Source organism: Massilia norwichensis (assembly GCF_024753245.1).
Classification (GTDB): Bacteria; Pseudomonadota; Gammaproteobacteria; order Burkholderiales; family Burkholderiaceae_D; genus Telluria; species Telluria norwichensis.
On sequence record NZ_JANUGX010000023.1, the window covers coordinates 56,593 to 75,438 of the forward strand.

Sequence of the window (18,846 nt, forward strand, 5' to 3'; positions counted from 1 at the left end):
GATCTCCAGACGAAAAAAAAGCCCGCCGGCTGAGAGAGGGGACGGGCGGGCTGTAAAGGGAACGCGTTAGCGAGACCTGGGGCGGCTCAGTCGAGTGTCCAGACATAGGCCATCTGGGCCCAGCCGGCTTCCGGCACCCCGTTGTTCATGGCCGGCTTGAATTTGCACAGGCTGAGCGCGCTCAGCGCGGCACGGTCCAGGGTGCGCGAACCGCTGCCCTGCAGGACCCGCGCCGAACTCACGCGGCCATCCGTGCCGACCAGCAGGGCCAGGGTGGTGGTACCGGTCTCGCCGTTGCGCGCCGCGCTGGCCGGATAAGCCGGCAGGGCGCAGCTGTTGGCATCGGCAAGGACCGCGGAGTGCATCTGGCCGGTATTCGTGGCCGGTTTCGCGGCCGGCGCTACCTCGGGGGCGACGCCGGATGTGGCGGCGGGCGGTGGCGTCGGCTCGGTCCTGGTAGTGGTGACGAGGGGCGGCGCCTCGAGCGGCGGCGCCACGTCGACCTCGACCTTCGGCACCACGATTGCCGGCGGGGCCAGCTGCTGCATCGGCTTCGGCGGATCCACCGGCGTCGGCGGCGGTTCGGGCCGCGTCGGCTCGAGCGTCACCGTCAAGTCGTCGGGGGGACTGGTCAAGGACAGGTGCCGGGTGCCCAGGCCCTGGACGAGCAGGGTGCCGAGCACCACGTGCAGGCCGGCGATCAACATGAATTTCGTGGTTTTGTTGCCATTGCCGTGAGGCGAATGAGAGAAATGCATGGCTGTCCTCCGTGTTGTCGATTCAGGTTGGAAGCGGTTTGGCTAAGATGTGGAATCAATATATGCTAGGTGCTAGCAATGTGTAAAGCGAATTCTTGGTAAATTATCTTCTCTTGTTTGAGCGTTGTGGCTTCGTTGGAGTTGCCGCTCTTGTATGGAATAATCACACCATTCCCATACCAGAGAATGGTAAGCAGATGAAGAAAGAGCAAAAACCGATCCGCGTGATGCTGGCGGACGACCACCCGATCGTGATGACCGGTTTCGCCATGTCGCTCGGCGCGCAGGGCATGGAAGTGGTAGGCCAGGCCAAGACCCCCGACGAGGCGGTGGCGATGTACGCCGAGCAGAAGCCCGACGTGGCGGTGCTGGACATCCGCTTCGGCACCGAACTGACCGGCATGGACGCCGCCCAGAACATCCTGAAAGCCGATCCGCAGGCGAAGATCGTGTTCCTCAGCCAGTTCGACCAGGACAGCCTGATCAAGGAAACCTACCGCCTCGGTGCGCATGCCTTCGTGACCAAGGATTGCGACCCGGCCGACCTGGCCGAAGCCGTGCGCCAGGCGCATGCGGGCAAGCTGTACTTCCTGCCGCAGATCGCCGAACGCCTGGCCAGCCTGGCGGTGCGCGGCGACGTCTCGCCGCAGTCGATGCTGGACGAGCGCAGCCTGGAGATCTTCAAGCTGATGGCCGAGGGCCTGACCAACAACGAGATCGCCGAGCGCCTGAACCTGTCGACCAAGACGATCAGCAACATCAGCCAGTCGGTGAAGGAAAAGCTGGGCGTGCACCGGCAGGCCTACATCACCAAGCTGGCGGTGAAGCATGGTCTGATCGAGCCTTGATGGACATAGGGCGGAACTTGGATTCCCGCCTCCGCGGGAATGACGTGCGAAATATGCGCGGGAATGACGTGCGAAATATGCGCGGGAATGACGTGCGAAACATGCGCGGGAATGACGTGCAAACGCCGTCGTCCCCGCGAAGGCGGGGACCCAAGTTGACTCTCCTGATCAGTATTCTGGCGGCCCTGGTTCTGCCCGCCCAGGCCGCCCGGCCCGCCAAGGACCCCATCCAGGGCTTCCGCTTCCAGATCGTCACCGCCGCCAGCGACGACAGCGCCGTTACCCGGCGCATCGCCGAAGACCTGTACAAACGCCTGGTCCCGATCTTTTCCGCCTTCCGCACCGAGCTGGCCCAGCGCCGCCGCATGGTCTACGTGGTGGTCGGCCCGGCTGCCCTGCGTGAAGTGACAAGCAAGCGCTGCGACTGCGTCGTGATCTCCGCCTTCACCTCGAGCCAGGTCTACCGCGCCCTCATGGACAAGGCCGCGCATGGCGGCACGCAGCCGGCGGCCAGCACCGCCGTCTATGCCGAGCCGGCGCCCGGCGACCAGCTGCGCCTGGCCGCGCTGCTGTACCGGCGTCCGGTGCGGGTGGCCGCCATCCTCGGCGTCGACACCGCTTTCCTGCGGCCGGCGCTCGAAGCGGACAAGGTGGCGGTGCTGGATGCCGGCGGCGAGGACATCAACCGCCTGCTGAACCAGGTCGCCCAGACCGACGTGCTGCTGGCCCTGCCCGACAGCACCGTCTACAGCACCGAGAGCATCCGCAACATCCTGCTCTCGACCTACCGCCACAAGCAGGGCGTGATCGGCTTCTCCGGCGACATGGTGAAGGCCGGCGCGCTGGCCACCACCTATTCGGAGATCGAGGACATCGACGCCCAGGTCGCCGAGATCGCCGCTGCCTACGTGGCCGGCGGCGAGCTGGCGCCGCCGCAGTTCCCGCGCTATTTCCGCACCATCGTCAACGAGGGCGTGGCGCGCTCGCTCGACCTGACGGTGAGCGACGCGGTGCGCGGCTTCTCGCGCCTGCCGGCGGCGGCGCGCGGGCCATGAAACCGACGCTGTCCTTCTGGCGCGGCTGGAGCATCGGCCTGCGCATGGCCTTCATCACCATGCTGCCGGTGGTGCTGCTGTTCTCGTCCTTCGTCTGGTATTCCTGGTATTCGCACCGCGCCCAGGTCGACGAGGAGCTGGCCGAGCGCGGACGCATCCTGGCGCGCGCGCTGGCCGAAACCAGCGAGTACAACGTCATCTCCGGCAACCTGTCCGACCTGCGCCTGACCATCAATGGCCTGGTGCAGTCGGACCGCAGCGTGTACCGCATCGATGTGATCGACACCAGCGGCAGGAACAAGGTCAGCGCGGTTTCCGCGCACCCGATCTCGGCCCCGGCCGACGGGCGCTACTACGAGGCGCCGATCCGCAAGCAGGTGATATGGATTAACCTGTTCTCGGACAATGGCACGCCACACGTCTCCGCTTCCAGCGACACGCGTCCGCCCACGTTCGCGCCCGAGGTGGTGGGCAAGGTGCGGGTGACGATGTCGCCGACCAGCATGATGGCCAAGCAGCTGCGGCGCTTCCGCGTCGAGCTGGCGCTGGCGGCGCTGGCCCTGGCCGCGAGCGGTGTCCTGGGCTGGTTCCTGGCGCGCAGCCTGACGGTGCCGCTGCAGGAGGCGATTGGTGTTCTGCGCGAGATCCGCGGCGGCAATTACCGCGTCGCGCTGCCGGTCACCACCGGCGGCGAGGTCGGCGAGCTGCAGGCCTCGATCGGCGAGATGTCGGTGGCGCTCGACCGCTCCAAGCAGGACCTCGAAAACAAGGTGGCCGAGCGCACCCGCGACCTGCTGGCCTCGCGCAACGAGGCGCTGCGCGCCGACGCCGACAAGCGCAAGCTGATCCAGAAGGTCAACAACATCATCGAGGATGAGCGCAAGAGCATCGCGGTCGAGATCCACGACGAGCTGAACGCGTCCCTGATCGCGGTGCGGCTGGAATCGCAGACCATCCAGCAGCTGGCCGCCAAGGCGCCGCCGAGTCCGGAAACCGGGCAGATCGCGGCCAAGGCGCAGGCGATCACCAAGCTCGCGCTCGACCTGTACGCGAACGGCCGGCGCCTGGTGCGCCGCCTGCGCCCGGAGGTGCTGGACATGCTGGGCCTGCACGGCGCGGTCGAGGAGATGGTCAGCCATTACCGCTCCAGTTCCGGCATCGCTTTCGAATTCCAGACCGAGGGCGATTTTTCGCGCCTGAACAACGAGCTGGCGATTTCCGCCTACCGCATCGTGCAGGAAGCGCTGTCGAACATCATGAAGCACGCGCACGCCGGCGCCGCCCACGTCAGCCTGATTCTCTCGGACGAGGATGACGCCCTGCACATCGAGGTCGGCGACGATGGCGAAGGCTTCGATCCGGCCCTGGCCTCCGAAGGCATCGGCATCATCGGCATGCGCGAGCGCGTGTTCGCCGTCGGCGGCACGATCCAGGTGCGTTCCCAGCCGGGGCGCGGCACGACGGTGGCGATCAAGCTGCCACTCAAGGGCGAACCTGCGGTATCGTAGCGGTCTTCGCCTCACCATCACCATCCATAGACGGCTACCATGTCCAATGAATTGATCACGCCTTTCGAAAAGGGCAACCAGAACCAGACCACCACCTGGGCCGATTGCATCGCCTGGTACGAGGAACTCGCCAAGCGCTACCCGCGCGTGCTGCGCTTCAGCCAGATCGGCACCTCGGATGCGGGCGTGCCCATCCACGCCGGCGTGATCAGCGCGGACGGCGTGTTCGACCGCTTCGAGATCAAGCGCGAGAACCGTCCGGTGTTCTTCAACAATAACGGCATCCACCCGGGCGAGCCGGAAGGCGTGGACGCCTGCATGGCGCTGGTACGCGACTTCTGCCAGCAGCCGGAGCGCCTGGCGGCACTGGGCCGCACCGTGTTCATCTTCATCCCGCTGTACAACGTCGACGGCGCCTTCAACCGCCAGAACACCTCGCGCGTGAACCAGGACGGCCCGGAATCCTTCGGCTTCCGCGGCAACAGCCGCCACCTGGACCTGAACCGCGACTTCGTCAAGTGCGACACCTTCACCGCGCGCGTGTTCAACGAATTCTTCAGCGCCTGGCAGCCGGACGTGATGGTCGACACCCACACCTCGAACGGCGCCGACTACAGCTACACGATGACCCTGATCCAGACCCAGGCCGACAAGCTGGGCGGCGAGCTGGGCACCTTCCTGCGCGAGACCATGCTGCCGGCCATGTACGCCGAGATGGAAAAGCGCGGCTGGCCGACCTGCCCCTATGTGAACCCGGTCAAGGACACGCCGGATGACGGCATCGCCGACTTCCTCGAAACGCCGCGCTTCTCGACCGGCTACGCGGCGCTGCACCACACAATCGGCTTCATGCCCGAGACCCACATGCTGAAACCCTTCGCCGACCGCTACCACTCGATGCGCGCGCTGGTCGAGACGGCGCTGGACTTCACGGTCGCCCATGGCGAGAAAATCGTCCAGCTGCGCCGCGCCGCCAAGGAGCAGGGCCGCAGCCGCCGCGAATGGCCGATCCACTGGGCGATGGATGCGTCGAATCACTCGACCTTCCGCTTCAAGGGCTACGAGGCCAGATACAAGCCGAGCGTGCTGGGCGACTACCAGCGCCTGTGGTACGACCGCAGCGCGCCCTTCGAAAAAGACATCCCCTACTATGACCGCTTCCCGGCCGACGTGGTGGTGTGGGCGCCGAAGGCCTATGTGGTGCCGCAGCAGTGGCGCGAAGTGATCGAGCGCCTGCAGTGGAACGGCGTGCGCATGGAGCGCGTGACGGCGGACCGCGAGCAGGAACTGGCCTGCTACCACATCAAGTCCGTGGGTTCGCGCCCGCATGCCTACGAAGGCCACATGTTCCACGACGAGGTGCAGCTGGAGCGCCGCTGCGCCAGCGTGACGCTGCGTGCCGGCGACTACATCGTGCCGCTGGACCAGGACAATGCGCGCTACGCGGTCGAGATGCTGGAGCCGCTGGGCCACGACAGCTTCTTCCGCTGGGGCTTCTTCAACAGCGTGCTGGAAAAGAAGGAAGCGTATTCGGACTACGTGTTCGAAGACGAAGCCGAGAAGCTGCTGCGCGACGAGCCCGCGCTGGCCGCCAAGTTCGCGGACTGGAAGCAGGCGAACCCGGATCTGCTGAAGGACCAGGGCGCGGTGCTCGACTTCATCTTCGCCAACTGCACGCGCTACGTCGAGCCGGAATGGCGCCGCTATCCGGTCTTCATGATCGACTGAAGCGCAGCGGTTCCACGCAGTTCCAATCACAAGGAGAACGATATGCATCGCACCATCCTGGCGGCTCAAGTCGCCGCGCTGGCTTTGATCGGCACCGGGCCGGCGCAGGCCGCGCCTTCGGCCGGCCAGACCTACTTCGAGCGCAACTGCGCCAGCTGCCACACGGTCGACGCCAGGCTGGGTTCGCGCGCCGGCCCGGGCCTGTACAACGTGGTGGGCCGCAAGGCCGCGGCGGTGGCCGGCTACAACTACACGGATGCGCTGAGCAAAGCCGGCGCCGCCGGCAAGACCTGGACCCGCGAAGAGCTGGACGTCTTCCTGCGCGACCCGAGCAAGGACGTGCCGGGCACCACGATGCCGATCGGGATCGCCGACGGCAAGGCGCGTGCCGCCGTGATCGATTACCTGGCGGCGCAGAGCGGCAAGGCGGCACCGGCCGCATCGGCCACGGCAGCGGCAGCCAAGCCAGCCGGCAGCGACAAGGGTGGCGCCTGGACCGAGGATAAACCGGGCGACCTGCACCACCTCACCGTCGACAAACTCGTCGCGCCGTATGCCAGCGAGAGCGCCGGCAATGGTCCGAAGGTGGCCGCGAGGCCAAGCGGCGCCCTGCCGGCCGTGCCGAAAGGCTTCAAGGTCACGACCTTCGCCGGCGACACCGGCAAGGCGCGCCTGGCGCTGCGCGCGCCGAACGGCGACATCATCGTCTCCGAAGCCAGCAAGGGCCAGGTCAGCATCCTGCGCCCGGGCGCCGGCGGCGACAAGGCGGAGAACGTGAGCGTGTTCGCCAGCGGCCTGTCGCGCCCCTACGGCCTGGCACTGTGGCCGTCCGGCGCGAACCCGAAATACCTGTACGTCGCCAACGTCAATTCGGTGGTGCGCTACCCGTATGCGAACGGCGACCTGAAGGCCAAGGGCGAACCGGAAACCATCGTCGAGAAGCTGAGCGACACGACCGGCGGCCACACCACGCGCATGCTGGCGTTCTCGAAGGACGACAAGACCCTGTTCGTCTCCATCGGCTCCGCCACCAACGTCGCCAGCGACATCGGCAAGGCGCCGCCGCAGCCCCTGGCGCAGTGGGAAAAGGAACACGGCCTGGGCGGCGCCTGGGCCGAGGAAACCGACCGCGCCACGGTGCTGGCCTTCGACCCCGACGGCAAGAACCGCCGCAACTTCGCCAACGGCCTGCGCAACTGCGTCGGCATGCTGGTGCACCCGCAGACCGGCGACCTGTTCTGCAGCGTGAACGAGCGCGACGAGCTGGGCGACAACCTGCCGCCGGACTATGTGACGCGCGTGAAGCAGGGCGGCTTTTATGGCTGGCCGTGGTACTACCTGGGCGACCACGAAGACCCACGCCTGAAAGGCATCCGCCCCGACCTGAAGGGCAGGGCGATCGTGCCGGACACCCTGATCCAGGCCCATTCGGCGCCGCTCGGCATGACGGTCTACCAGGCCCCGGCCGGCGCCAAGCACGCCTTCCCGAAGGAGTACGAGGGCGACATCTTCGTGGCGCTGCACGGCTCATGGAACCGCGGCATCCGCACCGGCTACAAGGTGATCCGCGTGATGATGAAGAACGGCGTGCCGACCGGCCAGTACCAGGACTTCATGACCGGCATGGTGCTGTCCGACCGCGACGTCTGGGGCCGCCCGGCAGCGGTGACGGTGGCGCAGGATGGGGCGCTGCTGGTGGTGGACGATGCCGGTGGGGTGGTGTGGCGCGTGGCGCCGGAAAAATGAACCTCGTTCCCGGCCTCGGCGGCCCCCTTGGCGGGAACCCATGCTGAGTAACCGTGGCCGGTACGTCGATAACACCGACATGTTTCCGACGTAGCGGTTTCTGTTGCTCAGTATGGATCCCCGCCTGCGCGGGGATGACGCCGGGCGTTACTTAGACTCGGCAATCCACCGATCCACCTTCTTCTCAAGCAGCGCCAGCGGCAGCGTGCCTTCGTCCAGCACGATCTCGTGGAACTTCGGCAGGCTGAACTTCGCGCCCAATGCCGACTCCGCACGGCGGCGCAGTTCCTGGATCTTCAACGAACCGATCTTGTAGCCCAGCGCCTGGCCCGGCCACACCATGTAGCGTTCGATCTGGGCGCGCGAATCGGCTTCGCTGTAGCCCAGCGTATCGCTGAAGTACTTGATCGCCTGTTCGCGCGACCAGCCCTTCTCGTGCATGCCGGTGTCGACCACCAGGCGCGCCGCGCGCAGCATCTCGTCGTTCAGGTGGCCGAAATAATCTTCCGGCTTGTCGAACAGACCCATCTCCTTGCCCAGGGTTTCGGCGTACAGCGCCCAGCCCTCGGTGAAGGCATTGTTGCCGCCGAACTTGCGGAAGTTCGGCAGATTCAGCTCCTGCATCAGGGCGATGTGGAAGTGGTGGCCCGGCTGGCCCTCATGCAGGAACAGCGTGACCATGCCGGTGCTGCCGTACTGCTTCGGATCGTTCACCACGGCCCAGAACACGCCCGGACGCGAACCGTCCACCGCCGGCGGCGTGTAGTGGTCGGAGGCGGTGGCGCGCGACAGCTCGGGCTCGAGGCGGATGTCGAGCGGGGTCTTGGGACGCAGCGAGAACAGCGCCGGCAGCGTGGTCTTCAGCTGGGCGTCCAGCTTGCGGTAGACGGCCAGCACTTCCTGCTCGGTCGTGAACGGCTTGTACTTGGCCTGCTGCGCGACCCAGGCCGGCAGGCCGGCGGCGGGGCCGTTATAGCCCATCTGCGGGCCGATGCGGCCGTATTCGCCCTGGATGCGCGCCACTTCCTTCAGGCCGATCTGGTGGATCTGCTCCGGCTGCAAATCGGTCGTGGTCTGGCTGGCCACGCGTGCCTTGTACCACTCGGCGCCTTGCGGCAGCGCGTTCCAGCCGGTGCTGTCGCGGCAGGCCGGAATGTATTCCTTCTCCAGGAAATCCACCAGGCGCTGCAGCGCCGGATTCAGCTTGCGCTCGATGACCGCACGGTAGGCGCTGGCCAGCTTCTTGCCGTCCGGCTGGGCGAACGAGGCCGGCATCTTCTTCACCGGGGTGAAATAGATGCTGTCGTCCGGCTTGGCCGCGACCAGCTGTTTGAACTGGGGCAGGCTGGAGCGCATGATGGACTTCGGCTGCACCACGCCGCGCTTGATCCCTTCGCGCATGTTGGCGATGGCCTGGTCGATCCAGGGGCCGAGCTGGTCCAGGCGGCTCAGGTAGGCCTGGTAATCCTTCACCGTCGACAGCGGCTGGGCGCCTTCGCCGCCGGCGTAGTTCGCCAGCATCACCGGCAGGCTGTCCATCTGGCTGAGCGGCAGCAGGTGCTCGGGGAAGGCCTCGAAGCGCAGCGCGGTGCGCAGTTCGTAGTCGAGGATGTCGTAGCTGGTCTGGTCGCGCGCGGGCAGGGCGTCGCGACGGATCGCGTGCAGGCGCTTCAAATAATCCTTGTAGCGCGCGAACTGGGCGGCGCGGTTCTTCGGCGCGATCGACATGCCGATCTGGTCGTTGAAACGGCTGTCGCCGCTCTCGCTGGCCGAGACCGGGTCGAAGCGCGCCATCGCATCGTAGTACGCGTCGGCCAGCTTGTTCAGGCGCTGCGATTCGGCGCTGTCGGCTGCTTTGGTCGCGGCCGGCTTGGCGGCTTGGTTGGCGGCTTGGTTATCGGCTTGGTTATCGGCGGCGCCGGCGGGTGCGCAGGCAAGCATCGCGGCGCAGGCGAGCGCGCCGAGCTTCAGGGTGTGTTTCATGTTCGGTAGAGTCTTTACGGCTGTCGTTTAATAGCTGGCCAGAGGCGCCAGCGCGCCACCCTTGAAGGTGTAGACCGTCACCGCGGTCTTTTTCAGGTTGCCGTTCGCGTCATAGCCGTAGGTGCCGGCCACGCCCTGGTAGCTCATGGCGTGGAGATGCTTGCTGACGGCTGCCGCATCGACCGCGTTCGCGCTCTTGATGGCCTGGGCGATGAACATGGTCTGGTCATAGAAGGCCGGTGCGTACACGTCCGGCTCGCGCTGGAAGCGCTGCTTATAGCGCGCCTTGAAGGCCGGGCCGCCGGGCTGCTTGTCGAGCATGGCGCCGGCCTGGGCGCACAGCACGTTGGCGCCGACGGCATCGCCGCCCAGCTTGGCCATCTCCGGGCTGCACAGGGTGTCGCCGCCGAGCAGGCGCACGTTCGCCATGCCGAGCTGCTTCATCTGGCGCGCCATCGGTGCACCCTGCGGCGCATAGCCGCCGAAGAAGATCGCATCGACCTTCCTGGCGCGGAAGGCGGTCAGGATGGCGGAAAAGTCGCTGGCCTTGTCGTTGGTGAATTCGCGGCCGGCCACGTTCAGGCCGGAGGCGCGCGCCTGCTTGGCGAACTCCTCGGCGATGCCCTGGCCGAAGGCGGTGCGGTCGTCGATCACGCCGACGGTCTTGATCTTCATTTCCTTCGCCGCGTAGGCCGCCATCGAGCCGCCGACCTGGTTGTCGCTGGCGACGATGCGGAACACGTGCGGGTAGCGCGACTGCGTGATCTTCGGGTTGGTGCCGACCGTCGACATCAGGATGCCGGCATCGTTGTACACGCGCGAGGCGGGAATCGCGACGCCCGAGTTGTACGGGCCGAGCACGAACTTGACGCCGGCGTCGGCGAATTTCTGGGCCACGTTCACGCCGGCCTTGGGGTCGCCCTGGTCGTCTTCGGACATGAGTTCGAAACGCAGGGTCTTGCCGCCGGCCTTGAGCTTTTGCGCGTTGAGTTCTTCGACCGCCAGGCGCACGCCGTTTTCGTTGTCCTTGCCGGCAAAGGCGTTCGCGCCCGACAGCGGGCCGCTCACGCCGATGCGCACGACCTGTTCCTGGGCCTGGGCGGCTGCGCCGGACATGAGCAAAGCGGCGGCCAGCGCCAGCGGCGCAATCTTGAATTTCGATGGCATTCTTGTGTGTCTCCGTGATGTTCCAACGGGCGCCATCATCGCATGATTTATTTCAGGCAGCGAGTCCGTGCGAAATCAGTTCCAGCGGCAGCGCGGTGGTGCACTTGATCTGCTCCATCGAGAAGGCCGAGGAAACGCCGGCCAGCTGGGCCGTCTTGATCAGCTTCTTGTAGAAGCGGTCGTAGCCTTCGATGTCGGTGGTGACCACTTTCAGCAGGTAGTCGATGTCGCCGCTCATGCGGTGGAATTCGAGCACTTCGGGCAGGGAGACCACGGCCGAGGCGAAGCGCTCCAGCCATTTTTCATCGTGCTCCTTGGCGCGCACGCTGACGAAGACCGTGACCGGCAGGCCCACCTTGTTGCGGTTGACGATGCTGACCCGGCTTTCGATATAGCCCTCTTCCTCCAGGCGCTTGACGCGTTTCCAGCATGGCGTGCTGGACAAGCCGACTTTTTCGCTCAGCCCGGAAATCGACAGGGTGGCGTCCGCCTGCAGGGCGGCAAGAATCGCACAATCGTATTTGTCGAGTGAGTTCATTTTTCTTATGCAGTAAGAATGAGAATGCCAGTTCTGCTTTGAGACGAAAACAAAGGAATTTTAGTACATCTTATTCTGCGTCAGTCCGTAACATATTACTCAAGTATGGAACCTTGTGCGCATATTATTTTTTGTTTTTAGCAATTTTTTCGGTTGTTATTCATGAGTCACGACATCTACCTCGACGCCAACGCCACCTCACCCGTGCTGCCCGCCGCCGCCAGCGCCGCGCTGGAAACGATGCAGGCCTGCTTCGGTAACCCGAGCAGCAGCCATGCGACCGGCCTGCGCGCCAAAGCGACCCTCGACAGCGTGCGCGCGCGTGCCCGGCGCGTGCTGGGCGCACCGGGTGGCCGGGTGCTGTTCACCAGCGGCGCCACCGAAGGCATCCAGACCGCGGTGCTGTCGGCACTGTGCGCAGTGCGCGAGCGCCGCGCCGCAGGCGAGAAGGTGGGTGAGCTGCTGGTCTACGGCGCCACCGAGCACAAGGCGGTGTCGGAAAGCCTGGCGCACTGGAACCGCCTGCTCGGCACCGGCCTCACGCTGTGCGCGCTGCCGGTCGACGGCGCCGGGCGTCATCGCCTGGATCTGCTGCGCGAGCTGGCGCCGCGCGCGGCAATGGTCTGCACCATGGCCGCCAACAACGAGACCGGCGTGATCTCGGACCTCGAGGGCATCGCCGCCGTGCTGGCGGCGTGCGCGCCGCAGGCCTGCTGGATGGTCGATTGCGTGCAGGCGCTCGGCAAGCTGCCCCTGAACCTGGCCTCTACCCGCATCGACTACGCGCCCTTCTCGGGCCACAAGCTGTATGCGCCGAAGGGCATCGGCATGCTGTATGTGCGCGAGGGCGCGCCCTACACCCCCTTGATGATCGGCGGCGGCCAGGAAGCGGGCCAGCGCTCCGGCACCGAGAACATGGTCGGCATCGCGGCGCTCGGCGCGGTGCTGGCCGCGCTGGAAGAGGGCGGCACCTTCCGCAGCCACGCCGAGATGGCGGCGATGCGCGAGCGCATGGCGGCGGCGCTGCGCGAGGCCTTTCCCGGCATCGTGTTCAACGCGCCTTTCGACATGGCGCTGCCGACCACGCTGAATTTCGCGGTGCCGGACATGGCCAGCAAGGAACTGCTCGACCTGTTCGATGCCGCAGGCGTACGCGTCAGCGCGGGCTCGGCCTGCTCGGCAGCCAAGGCCGCGCCCAGCTACGTGCTCGAAGCGATGGGGCTGCCGGCATGGCGCACCGCTGGCGCCGTCCGTCTCTCGTTCGGGCCGCTGGCGACCGACGATTTCATCGACGAGGCGTGCGCGCGCATCCGCCGTTGCGGCCAGGTGGCGCGCCATCCGGCGCTGGCACCGTCCACGCTCAGCGGAGAGCAGCGCGGCCTGCTGCAACTGAGCGGCGAGGGCCGCCACGGCTGGATCCTGTTCGACATGGATGCCGGCAGCTGCGTGGCGATCGATCCGCCGGCCGGCATGGCGGCGCGGCTGGCGGCCCAGATTCAAAACAGCGGCCTGCGCATGCTGGCCGTGCTGGGCACCCATGCCGAGCCGGCCGCTGCCGATGCCTGCGCCGGATTGCGTACCGCCCTCGACTTGAAGCCGGCCGATGCGGAAACGCTCGGCTGGCCCGGGGACCGGCGCGATGCGGGCATGGTGACGCTGGCCGACGGCAGCACGGCGCCGGCGCTGACAATCGGCGACGAAGTCCTGGTGCGGCTGACGCATGAAGACGGCGCCATCTACCTGCTGGGACGCGCACAGGAAGGCCGGTTGGATGCCGCGGCGGTGCGCCTGGCTTTCATTGGCGGGATCGCGATGGCGGATGGCGGCGGGCAGATGCTTGCGCGCCTGATCGATGGCGCGACGGTGCTGTGCCATGGTGTCGACGTCGACGGTGCGCCGTGCAGCACGGCGGAAGGCATGCGCAGGGTGGCGCAGAAGATGGCGCAAGTGACGGAGCAAGTGCGGCAACTGCAGCCGGCGCGCCTGGACGACTTCCTGCGCACGCACGCGGATGCGCTGCTGGTCGACGTGCGCGAAGCCGGCGAACTGGCGGCGGGCGTGGCGCGGCTGCACGGACGCGAAGCGCAGGCGTTGCCGCTGTCGCGCCTGGCCGAGCATCTCGGCCAGCTGCTGGCGGCGCCCCAGCGCCCACTGGTGTTCGTTTGCCGCAGCGGCAACCGCAGCGCGCGCGCCGCCCTGTGCCTGCAGCGGCTGGGCCATCCCCAGGCCTGGAGCCTGGTTGGCGGCCTGGCGCTTTGCTGATAGCGAAATCACCGTCTGGCGCAGCAGACGTCGGCGGGTCTTTGGCGTGGGCGCCACAAGACTCACCGGCTGTGGCGGCTTCCCGCTACACTAGCGCTATCCCAGCATGAACAATCACCTTCCGATAGAGAACCTCATGAGTGAACGTACGAACGCCGCGGCCCTGGCCGCGCTCGGGTTCCTGGTCTTTGCCGCCAGTGCCGCACCCGCCGGCGCCGCCGACTGGAGCGACACGGCCATCAGCTGGCGCTACGGGCAGCGCTTCCGCGAGCCCTACAACCCGGCCGACATCAAGAAGCACATCTTCGCGCTGACCCATGCCAGCGGCTACAAGTACGGCTCGAACTATTTCAATGTCGACCTGCTGCAGTCGGACAGCAACGACCCGGGTTCGCTGAACCAGAGCGAGGGCGCCCAGGAAGCCTATATCGTCTACCGCCACACGCTCGATATCGGCGCATTGCGCGGCGCCCCCATCGCCTACGGCCCCGTCAAGGGCCTGGGCCTGGTGCTGGGCTTCGACTGGAATACCAAGAACGACATCGGCTACAACTCGCGCAAGCGCATGCTGGTGGTGGGCCCGACCCTGATGTGGAATGTGCCGGGCTTCCTCAGCACCGGCGTCATGCTGCTCCGCGAGAGCAATGCGCCGAGCGGCGCCTTCCCGCCGATCTCCGAGGTGCGCAGCCGCTACACCTACGAGACCCACCCGATGTTCTCGGCCACCTGGGGCATTCCGGTGCCGGACAGCTGGCTCGGTGGCTGGGGAGCGGGCTGGTCCTTCGAAGGCTACCTGAACTACATCGCCGCCAAGGGCCGCGACGAGGTCGGTAACCCGACCGGCGCCGAGACCAACCTCGACATGCAGCTGATGGTCGACATCGGCAGCCGCTTCGGCCAGCCGAAGAACCGCTTCCGCCTCGGCGTCGAGTACCAGTTCTGGAACAACAAATTCGGCAACACGGCGGCCACGACCGGCAACCGCGGGCAGCGCGCCAGCACGCCGATGGTACGCGCCGAATACCATTTCTGATACCGCTTCATTTTTATCAAATAATTAATAACAATTTCATATTGTTATGATCCAGGGGTCAAGATGAGGGAATGATGCAATTGCAAAAATTGCATCATGAAAACCTCATCCACACTCCCGCCCCTGGTCTGGCCCTGCTGCGTCGCCGTCGCAGCCGCCAGTTTCTTCCACTTCAGCGTTGCCGCAGCGGCTGCAGTCACCGCGCTACCAGCTGCACCGGCGCAGCACGAGCATCAGGAATTCGAGGCCACCCTGAGCGCGCCCTACCATGGCGAGCAGCGCGGCCTCGATGCGCGTACCTTCACCCTGTCCTTCGATTACCCGGGCCTGCGGGCGCGTCGCGGCGTGCACTGGCGCCTCGAGCTGGTGGCGCCGAACGGCCGGCTGGTCGCGCGCTGGCAGGGCCGGGCGACCCTGAACGGCCGGCCGCTCGACGTCCCGGTGCGCTGGCAGGGCAAGCTGGGGAGCCGGCCGCCGGTGCCCGGCGTGTACAAGGTGCGCCTGCGCGCGGCAAGCGGCAGCGAAGAAGTCGAGCAGTCTTGGGACATCGCGGTCGGCAATCCGGCGGCGCCCGCATTGCCGGCTTTTGCGCCGCTGCCCGGCCGGCGCGGCGTGCTGCAGGCGGCGCCGGCACCGGGTGCGCTGCCCTACACGGTCTATTACGGCAACCTGCACAGCCAGACCAGCCACAGCGACGGTGGCGCCGCGCTCGATGCCTGCAAAGGCGCCCAGGATCCGCAGACCGCGCCCTTCGGCCCGGATGCCGCCTTTCCCTACGCCCGTGAACACGGCCTCGACATGCTGATGGTCTCTGAGCACAACCACATGTTCGACGGCTCGGACGGCACCAACGCCGGCGCCGATCCCGACGCCGCCAAAGCGCTGTACCGCTCCGGCCTGGAGACGGCGCGCGCCTTCAGCGAGCAGCACCGCGATTTCCTGGCGCTGTACGGCATGGAGTGGGGCGTGATCAGCAACGGCGGCCACCTGAACATCTTCAACAGCGACGAGCTGCTGGGCTGGGAAAAGAACGGCAAGGGCGAGCTGCTGGCCGATACGCTGAGTCCGCGCAACGACTACGGCGCGCTGTACACGCTGATGCGAAAGCAGGGCTGGATCGGCCAGTTCAACCATCCTTCGGCCAAGGACCAGTTCAAGGTGAACGGCGTGCCGCTGGCGTACACCGCGGACGGCGACGAGGCGATGGCCTTGTGCGAAGTGATGAACACCTCGGCCTTCTCGACCAACGACAGGGAAGGCGAGACCCGGCGCAGCAACTTCGAGGCAGCCTGCAACAAGCTGCTGGAAGCCGGCTACCACGTCGCCTTCAGCAGCAACCAGGACAACCACTGCGCCAACTGGGGCGCGTCCTACACCAACCGCACCGCGGTGCTGATCCCGAACGGCGAGCCGCTGAACCGCGACAGCTTCGTCGCCGCACTCAAGGCACGCCGCGTGTTCGCGACCATGGACAAGGATGCGCAGATCGTGTTGTCGGCGAACGGCCACCTGATGGGCGAGCGCTTCGAGAACCGTGGGCCGCTCCAGCTCAGCGTGCAGTTCGCGAACGGCGCCGGCCGGCAGGCGGCCACGGTGGCGATCATGGAAGGGGTGCCGGGGCGGAACGGCACGGTGACCCAGCTGACCGATGCGGCGACGGCAACCATCGTGCCGAAGCCGGGACCGCACTTCTATTACGCGAAGCTGACCCAGGACGACGGCAGGGTACTGTGGTCGGCGCCGGTGTGGGTCGAGCAGGCGGCGGATGAAAGCTAGGGCGGGCACCCCGTGCCCGCGCGGCGATCGGAAACCCGGCGCCTCAAAAGCCCAGGTTTTGGCCGGCCCCGAGCAGCGTCGCCACGCCCAGCACCAGGAAGATCAGCGCCGCCAGCCCGTGCACCAGCTTCAGCGGCACGCGGCCGGCGATGCGGTCGCCGAAGTACACGGCCGGCACGTTCGCCAGCATCATGCCCAGCGTGGTGCCGGCCACCACCGCCACCGCGCTGGTATAGCGCGCGGCCAGCGCCACCGTCGCCACCTGGGTCTTGTCGCCCATCTCGGCCAGGAAGAAGGCGATCACGGTGGTCATGAAGACGCCGAAGCGTGCGCCGGTCGATTCGTTGCCGTCGATATCGTCCGGGACCATGATCCAGGCCGCCATGCCGATGAAGGCCAGGCCCAGCACCCAGCGCATCACCTCGGGCCCCAGCAGCTTGCTGACCAGCGCGCCGACCGCGGCGGCAAACGCGTGGTTGGCGATGGTGGCGACGAAGATGCCGAAAACGATGGGCAGCGGACGGCGGAAACGGGCGGCCAGCAGGAAGGCCAGCAACTGGGTCTTGTCGCCGATTTCTGCGAGCGCGACGATGCCGGTGGAAACGAGGAAGGCGTCCATGTGAAGCGACAGGAGGGAGGAGCAAAGGCGCGATCATAGCAGAGGCGGCTCGCCGGCACCGTATTGCATCTTTCGGCCACAGGACCGAAGTGCTATCCTGCTCGCGCCTGTTTATCCAGCCAGTCTCCAGCCAAGGACCTCACCCGTGCACTCCATGAACCGCATCGCAGCAGCCCTCCTGATCGCCTTCTCCGGCGCCGCCCTGGCGCAAACCCCGGCGGCCGCACCGGCCGTCAACGCCGTCAGCGCCGTCAGCCCGGCCGCCAGCCAGCTTGCCTGGCTGTCCACCGACGTCGAGCGCGTCATGAAGCAGTTCGACGTACCGGGCATCGCCATCGCCATCGTCAAGGATGGCCAGGTGCTGGCCGCGCAGGGCTTCGGCGTGCGCAAGCTCGGCGCGCCCGACAAGGTCGACGCCAAGACCCTGTTCGAAGTCGCCTCGAACTCGAAAGCCTTTACCGCCGCCGCGCTGGCGATGCTGGTCGACGAGGGCAAGCTGGCCTGGGACGATCCGGTCACCAAGCACCTGCCGGACTTCCAGATGTACGATGCCTACGTCACCCACGAGATGACGGTGCGCGACCTGCTGACCCACCGCAGCGGCCTGGGCCTGGGCGCCGGCGACCTGCTGTGGTGGCCGACCACCAGCTTCAGCACCGACGAGATCATCCACAAGCTGCGCTACATTCCGCCGGCGACCAGCTTCCGCAGCAGCTACGCCTACGACAACCTGCTGTACATCGTGGCCGGCAAGATCATCGCCGCGAAGTCCGGCAAGACCTGGGGCGAGGCCATCCGCGAGCGCATCCTGACCCCGGTCGGCATGACCACGACGACCACCAGCCTGGCCGAGAATGCGGGCAATCCGAACGTCGCCAACGCCCACAGCAAGATCAACGACAGGATCGCCGCCGTGAAGGCGATGCCGGTGCCGAACGCGGTCGGCGCGGTCGGCATCAACACCAACGCCGAGGACATCGCGCGCTGGATGAACGTGCTGCTGGCGCAGGGCAAACTGCCGGCCGCTGCCAACGCGGCGGCGGACGGCAAGGAAGCACGCCTGTTCAGCGCCAAGCAGGCGCGCGAACTGTGGACCGCGCAGACGCCGATGCGCACCGGCGAACCGAACGCGAAGCTGGCCGGCACCCGTGCCAACTTCGCCGCCTACGGCCTGGGCTTCCAGCTGCGCGACTACCACGGCAGGCTGCTGGCGCTGCACAGCGGCGCGCTGCAGGGCTTCTATTCGAAAGTGGTGCTGGTGCCGGAAGAGAAGCTGGGCATCGCCATCCTCACCAACGCCGAGAGCGGCGGCTCCTTGAACGCGCTGCAGTGGCAGTTGCTGGGCCGCCTGGTGGATAAGGACGACAAGACCGACTGGATCGGCGCCGTCGCCGCGGTCGAGGACGAGATGCACGCCAAGGAAAAGGCGCGCCTGGCCAAGACCTCCGCTGCCCGCGCCGCCAAATCCCAGCCGTCGCTGGCGCGCAGCGCCTACGACGGCGACTACCAGGATCCGTGGTACGGCATCGCCTCGATCAAGCATGTGGGCGGCAAGCAGATCCTGTCGCTGTCGCGCACCCCGGACCTGACCGGAGAGCTGGAGCACTACCAGCACGACACCTTCATCGTGCGCTGGAAGGAGCGCAACTTCAACGCCGACGCCTACGTCACCTTCGCACTGAACCCGGACGGCAGCATCGAGCGCATGAAGATGCAGCCGATCTCCACCGAGACCGACTTCAGCTACGACTTCCAGGATCTGAACTTCACGCCGGTGAAGAAGTAACAGCTTGGGCCCCCGCCTTCGCGGGGGCGACGGTGTGGC

14 protein-coding genes are annotated in these 18,846 nt (G+C 66.7%); 9 read left to right on the top strand and 5 right to left on the bottom strand.

The features are described from left to right. Positions 1-86: 86 nt before the first annotated feature. Positions 87-707, bottom strand: coding sequence for an energy transducer TonB (locus NX782_RS18100; protein WP_258846877.1), 621 nt, complete (start codon positions 705-707; stop codon positions 87-89). 248 nt (positions 708-955) lie between these two features. Between NX782_RS18100 and NX782_RS18105 the strand changes: the two genes are divergently transcribed. The 5 genes from NX782_RS18105 to NX782_RS18125 all read left to right on the top strand — a co-directional run bounded on the left by NX782_RS18105 (position 956) and on the right by NX782_RS18125 (position 7,643). Then, on the top strand, positions 956-1,606 hold the full coding sequence (locus NX782_RS18105) for a response regulator (RefSeq protein WP_258846878.1): 651 nt from the start codon (positions 956-958) through the stop codon (positions 1,604-1,606). A 155-nt stretch (positions 1,607-1,761) separates the two neighbouring features. Beyond that, positions 1,762-2,661, top strand: coding sequence for a type 1 periplasmic-binding domain-containing protein (locus NX782_RS18110; protein ID WP_258846879.1), 900 nt, complete (start codon positions 1,762-1,764; stop codon positions 2,659-2,661). Next, a complete protein-coding gene (locus tag NX782_RS18115) occupies positions 2,658-4,169 on the top strand; it encodes a sensor histidine kinase (protein WP_258846880.1) in 1,512 nt (503 codons plus the stop codon). The genes NX782_RS18110 and NX782_RS18115 overlap by 4 nt, the downstream gene beginning before the upstream one ends. 39 nt (positions 4,170-4,208) lie before the next feature. Then, positions 4,209-5,897, top strand: a complete 1,689-nt coding sequence (locus NX782_RS18120) for a M14 family zinc carboxypeptidase (RefSeq protein WP_258846881.1) — start codon at positions 4,209-4,211, stop codon at positions 5,895-5,897. Between the two features lie 42 nt (positions 5,898-5,939). After that, positions 5,940-7,643 carry a PQQ-dependent sugar dehydrogenase gene (locus tag NX782_RS18125; protein ID WP_258846882.1) on the top strand — a complete coding sequence of 568 codons (1,704 nt, stop codon included), beginning with the start codon at positions 5,940-5,942 and terminating at the stop codon, positions 7,641-7,643. A gap of 147 nt (positions 7,644-7,790) precedes the next feature. Here the strand turns inward: NX782_RS18125 and NX782_RS18130 are convergent, their stop codons facing one another. From NX782_RS18130 to NX782_RS18140, 3 genes are read right to left on the bottom strand one after another with little or no spacing between them, the layout of a single operon-like run. Further along, positions 7,791-9,626 carry a DUF885 domain-containing protein gene (locus NX782_RS18130; RefSeq protein ID WP_258846883.1) on the bottom strand — a complete coding sequence of 612 codons (1,836 nt, stop codon included), beginning with the start codon at positions 9,624-9,626 and terminating at the stop codon, positions 7,791-7,793. 27 nt (positions 9,627-9,653) lie between these two features. Next, on the bottom strand, positions 9,654-10,793 hold the full coding sequence (locus NX782_RS18135) for a branched-chain amino acid ABC transporter substrate-binding protein (RefSeq protein ID WP_258846884.1): 1,140 nt from the start codon (positions 10,791-10,793) through the stop codon (positions 9,654-9,656). Positions 10,794-10,845: 52 nt separating this feature from the next. Further along, positions 10,846-11,331 carry an Lrp/AsnC family transcriptional regulator gene (locus NX782_RS18140; protein ID WP_258846885.1) on the bottom strand — a complete coding sequence of 162 codons (486 nt, stop codon included), beginning with the start codon at positions 11,329-11,331 and terminating at the stop codon, positions 10,846-10,848. A 162-nt stretch (positions 11,332-11,493) separates the two neighbouring features. Here NX782_RS18140 and NX782_RS18145 point away from each other — a divergent pair, with 162 nt between their 5' ends. The 3 genes from NX782_RS18145 to NX782_RS18155 all read left to right on the top strand — a co-directional run bounded on the left by NX782_RS18145 (position 11,494) and on the right by NX782_RS18155 (position 16,402). Next, the gene (locus NX782_RS18145; protein ID WP_258846886.1) at positions 11,494-13,593 is read left to right on the top strand and encodes an aminotransferase class V-fold PLP-dependent enzyme; all 2,100 of its coding nucleotides are present in this window, start codon (positions 11,494-11,496) and stop codon (positions 13,591-13,593) included. 136 nt (positions 13,594-13,729) lie between these two features. Further along, entirely contained in the window at positions 13,730-14,626 is an 897-nt protein-coding gene (locus tag NX782_RS18150) for an outer envelope protein (protein ID WP_258846887.1), read from the top strand. 96 nt (positions 14,627-14,722) lie between these two features. Next, positions 14,723-16,402: a CehA/McbA family metallohydrolase gene (locus NX782_RS18155; protein ID WP_258846888.1), complete on the top strand. Its 1,680-nt coding sequence runs from the start codon at positions 14,723-14,725 to the stop codon at positions 16,400-16,402. A 43-nt stretch (positions 16,403-16,445) separates the two neighbouring features. On the opposite strand, the gene NX782_RS18160 is transcribed toward NX782_RS18155, so the two are convergent. Continuing rightward, positions 16,446-17,021, bottom strand: a complete 576-nt coding sequence (locus tag NX782_RS18160; RefSeq protein WP_258846889.1) for a TMEM165/GDT1 family protein — start codon at positions 17,019-17,021, stop codon at positions 16,446-16,448. Between the two features lie 154 nt (positions 17,022-17,175). On the opposite strand from NX782_RS18160, the gene NX782_RS18165 reads away from it, so the two are divergent. Next, complete coding sequence (locus NX782_RS18165; RefSeq protein ID WP_258846915.1) at positions 17,176-18,807, top strand: serine hydrolase; 1,632 nt, start codon at positions 17,176-17,178, stop codon at positions 18,805-18,807. Positions 18,808-18,846: the final 39 nt, after the last annotated feature.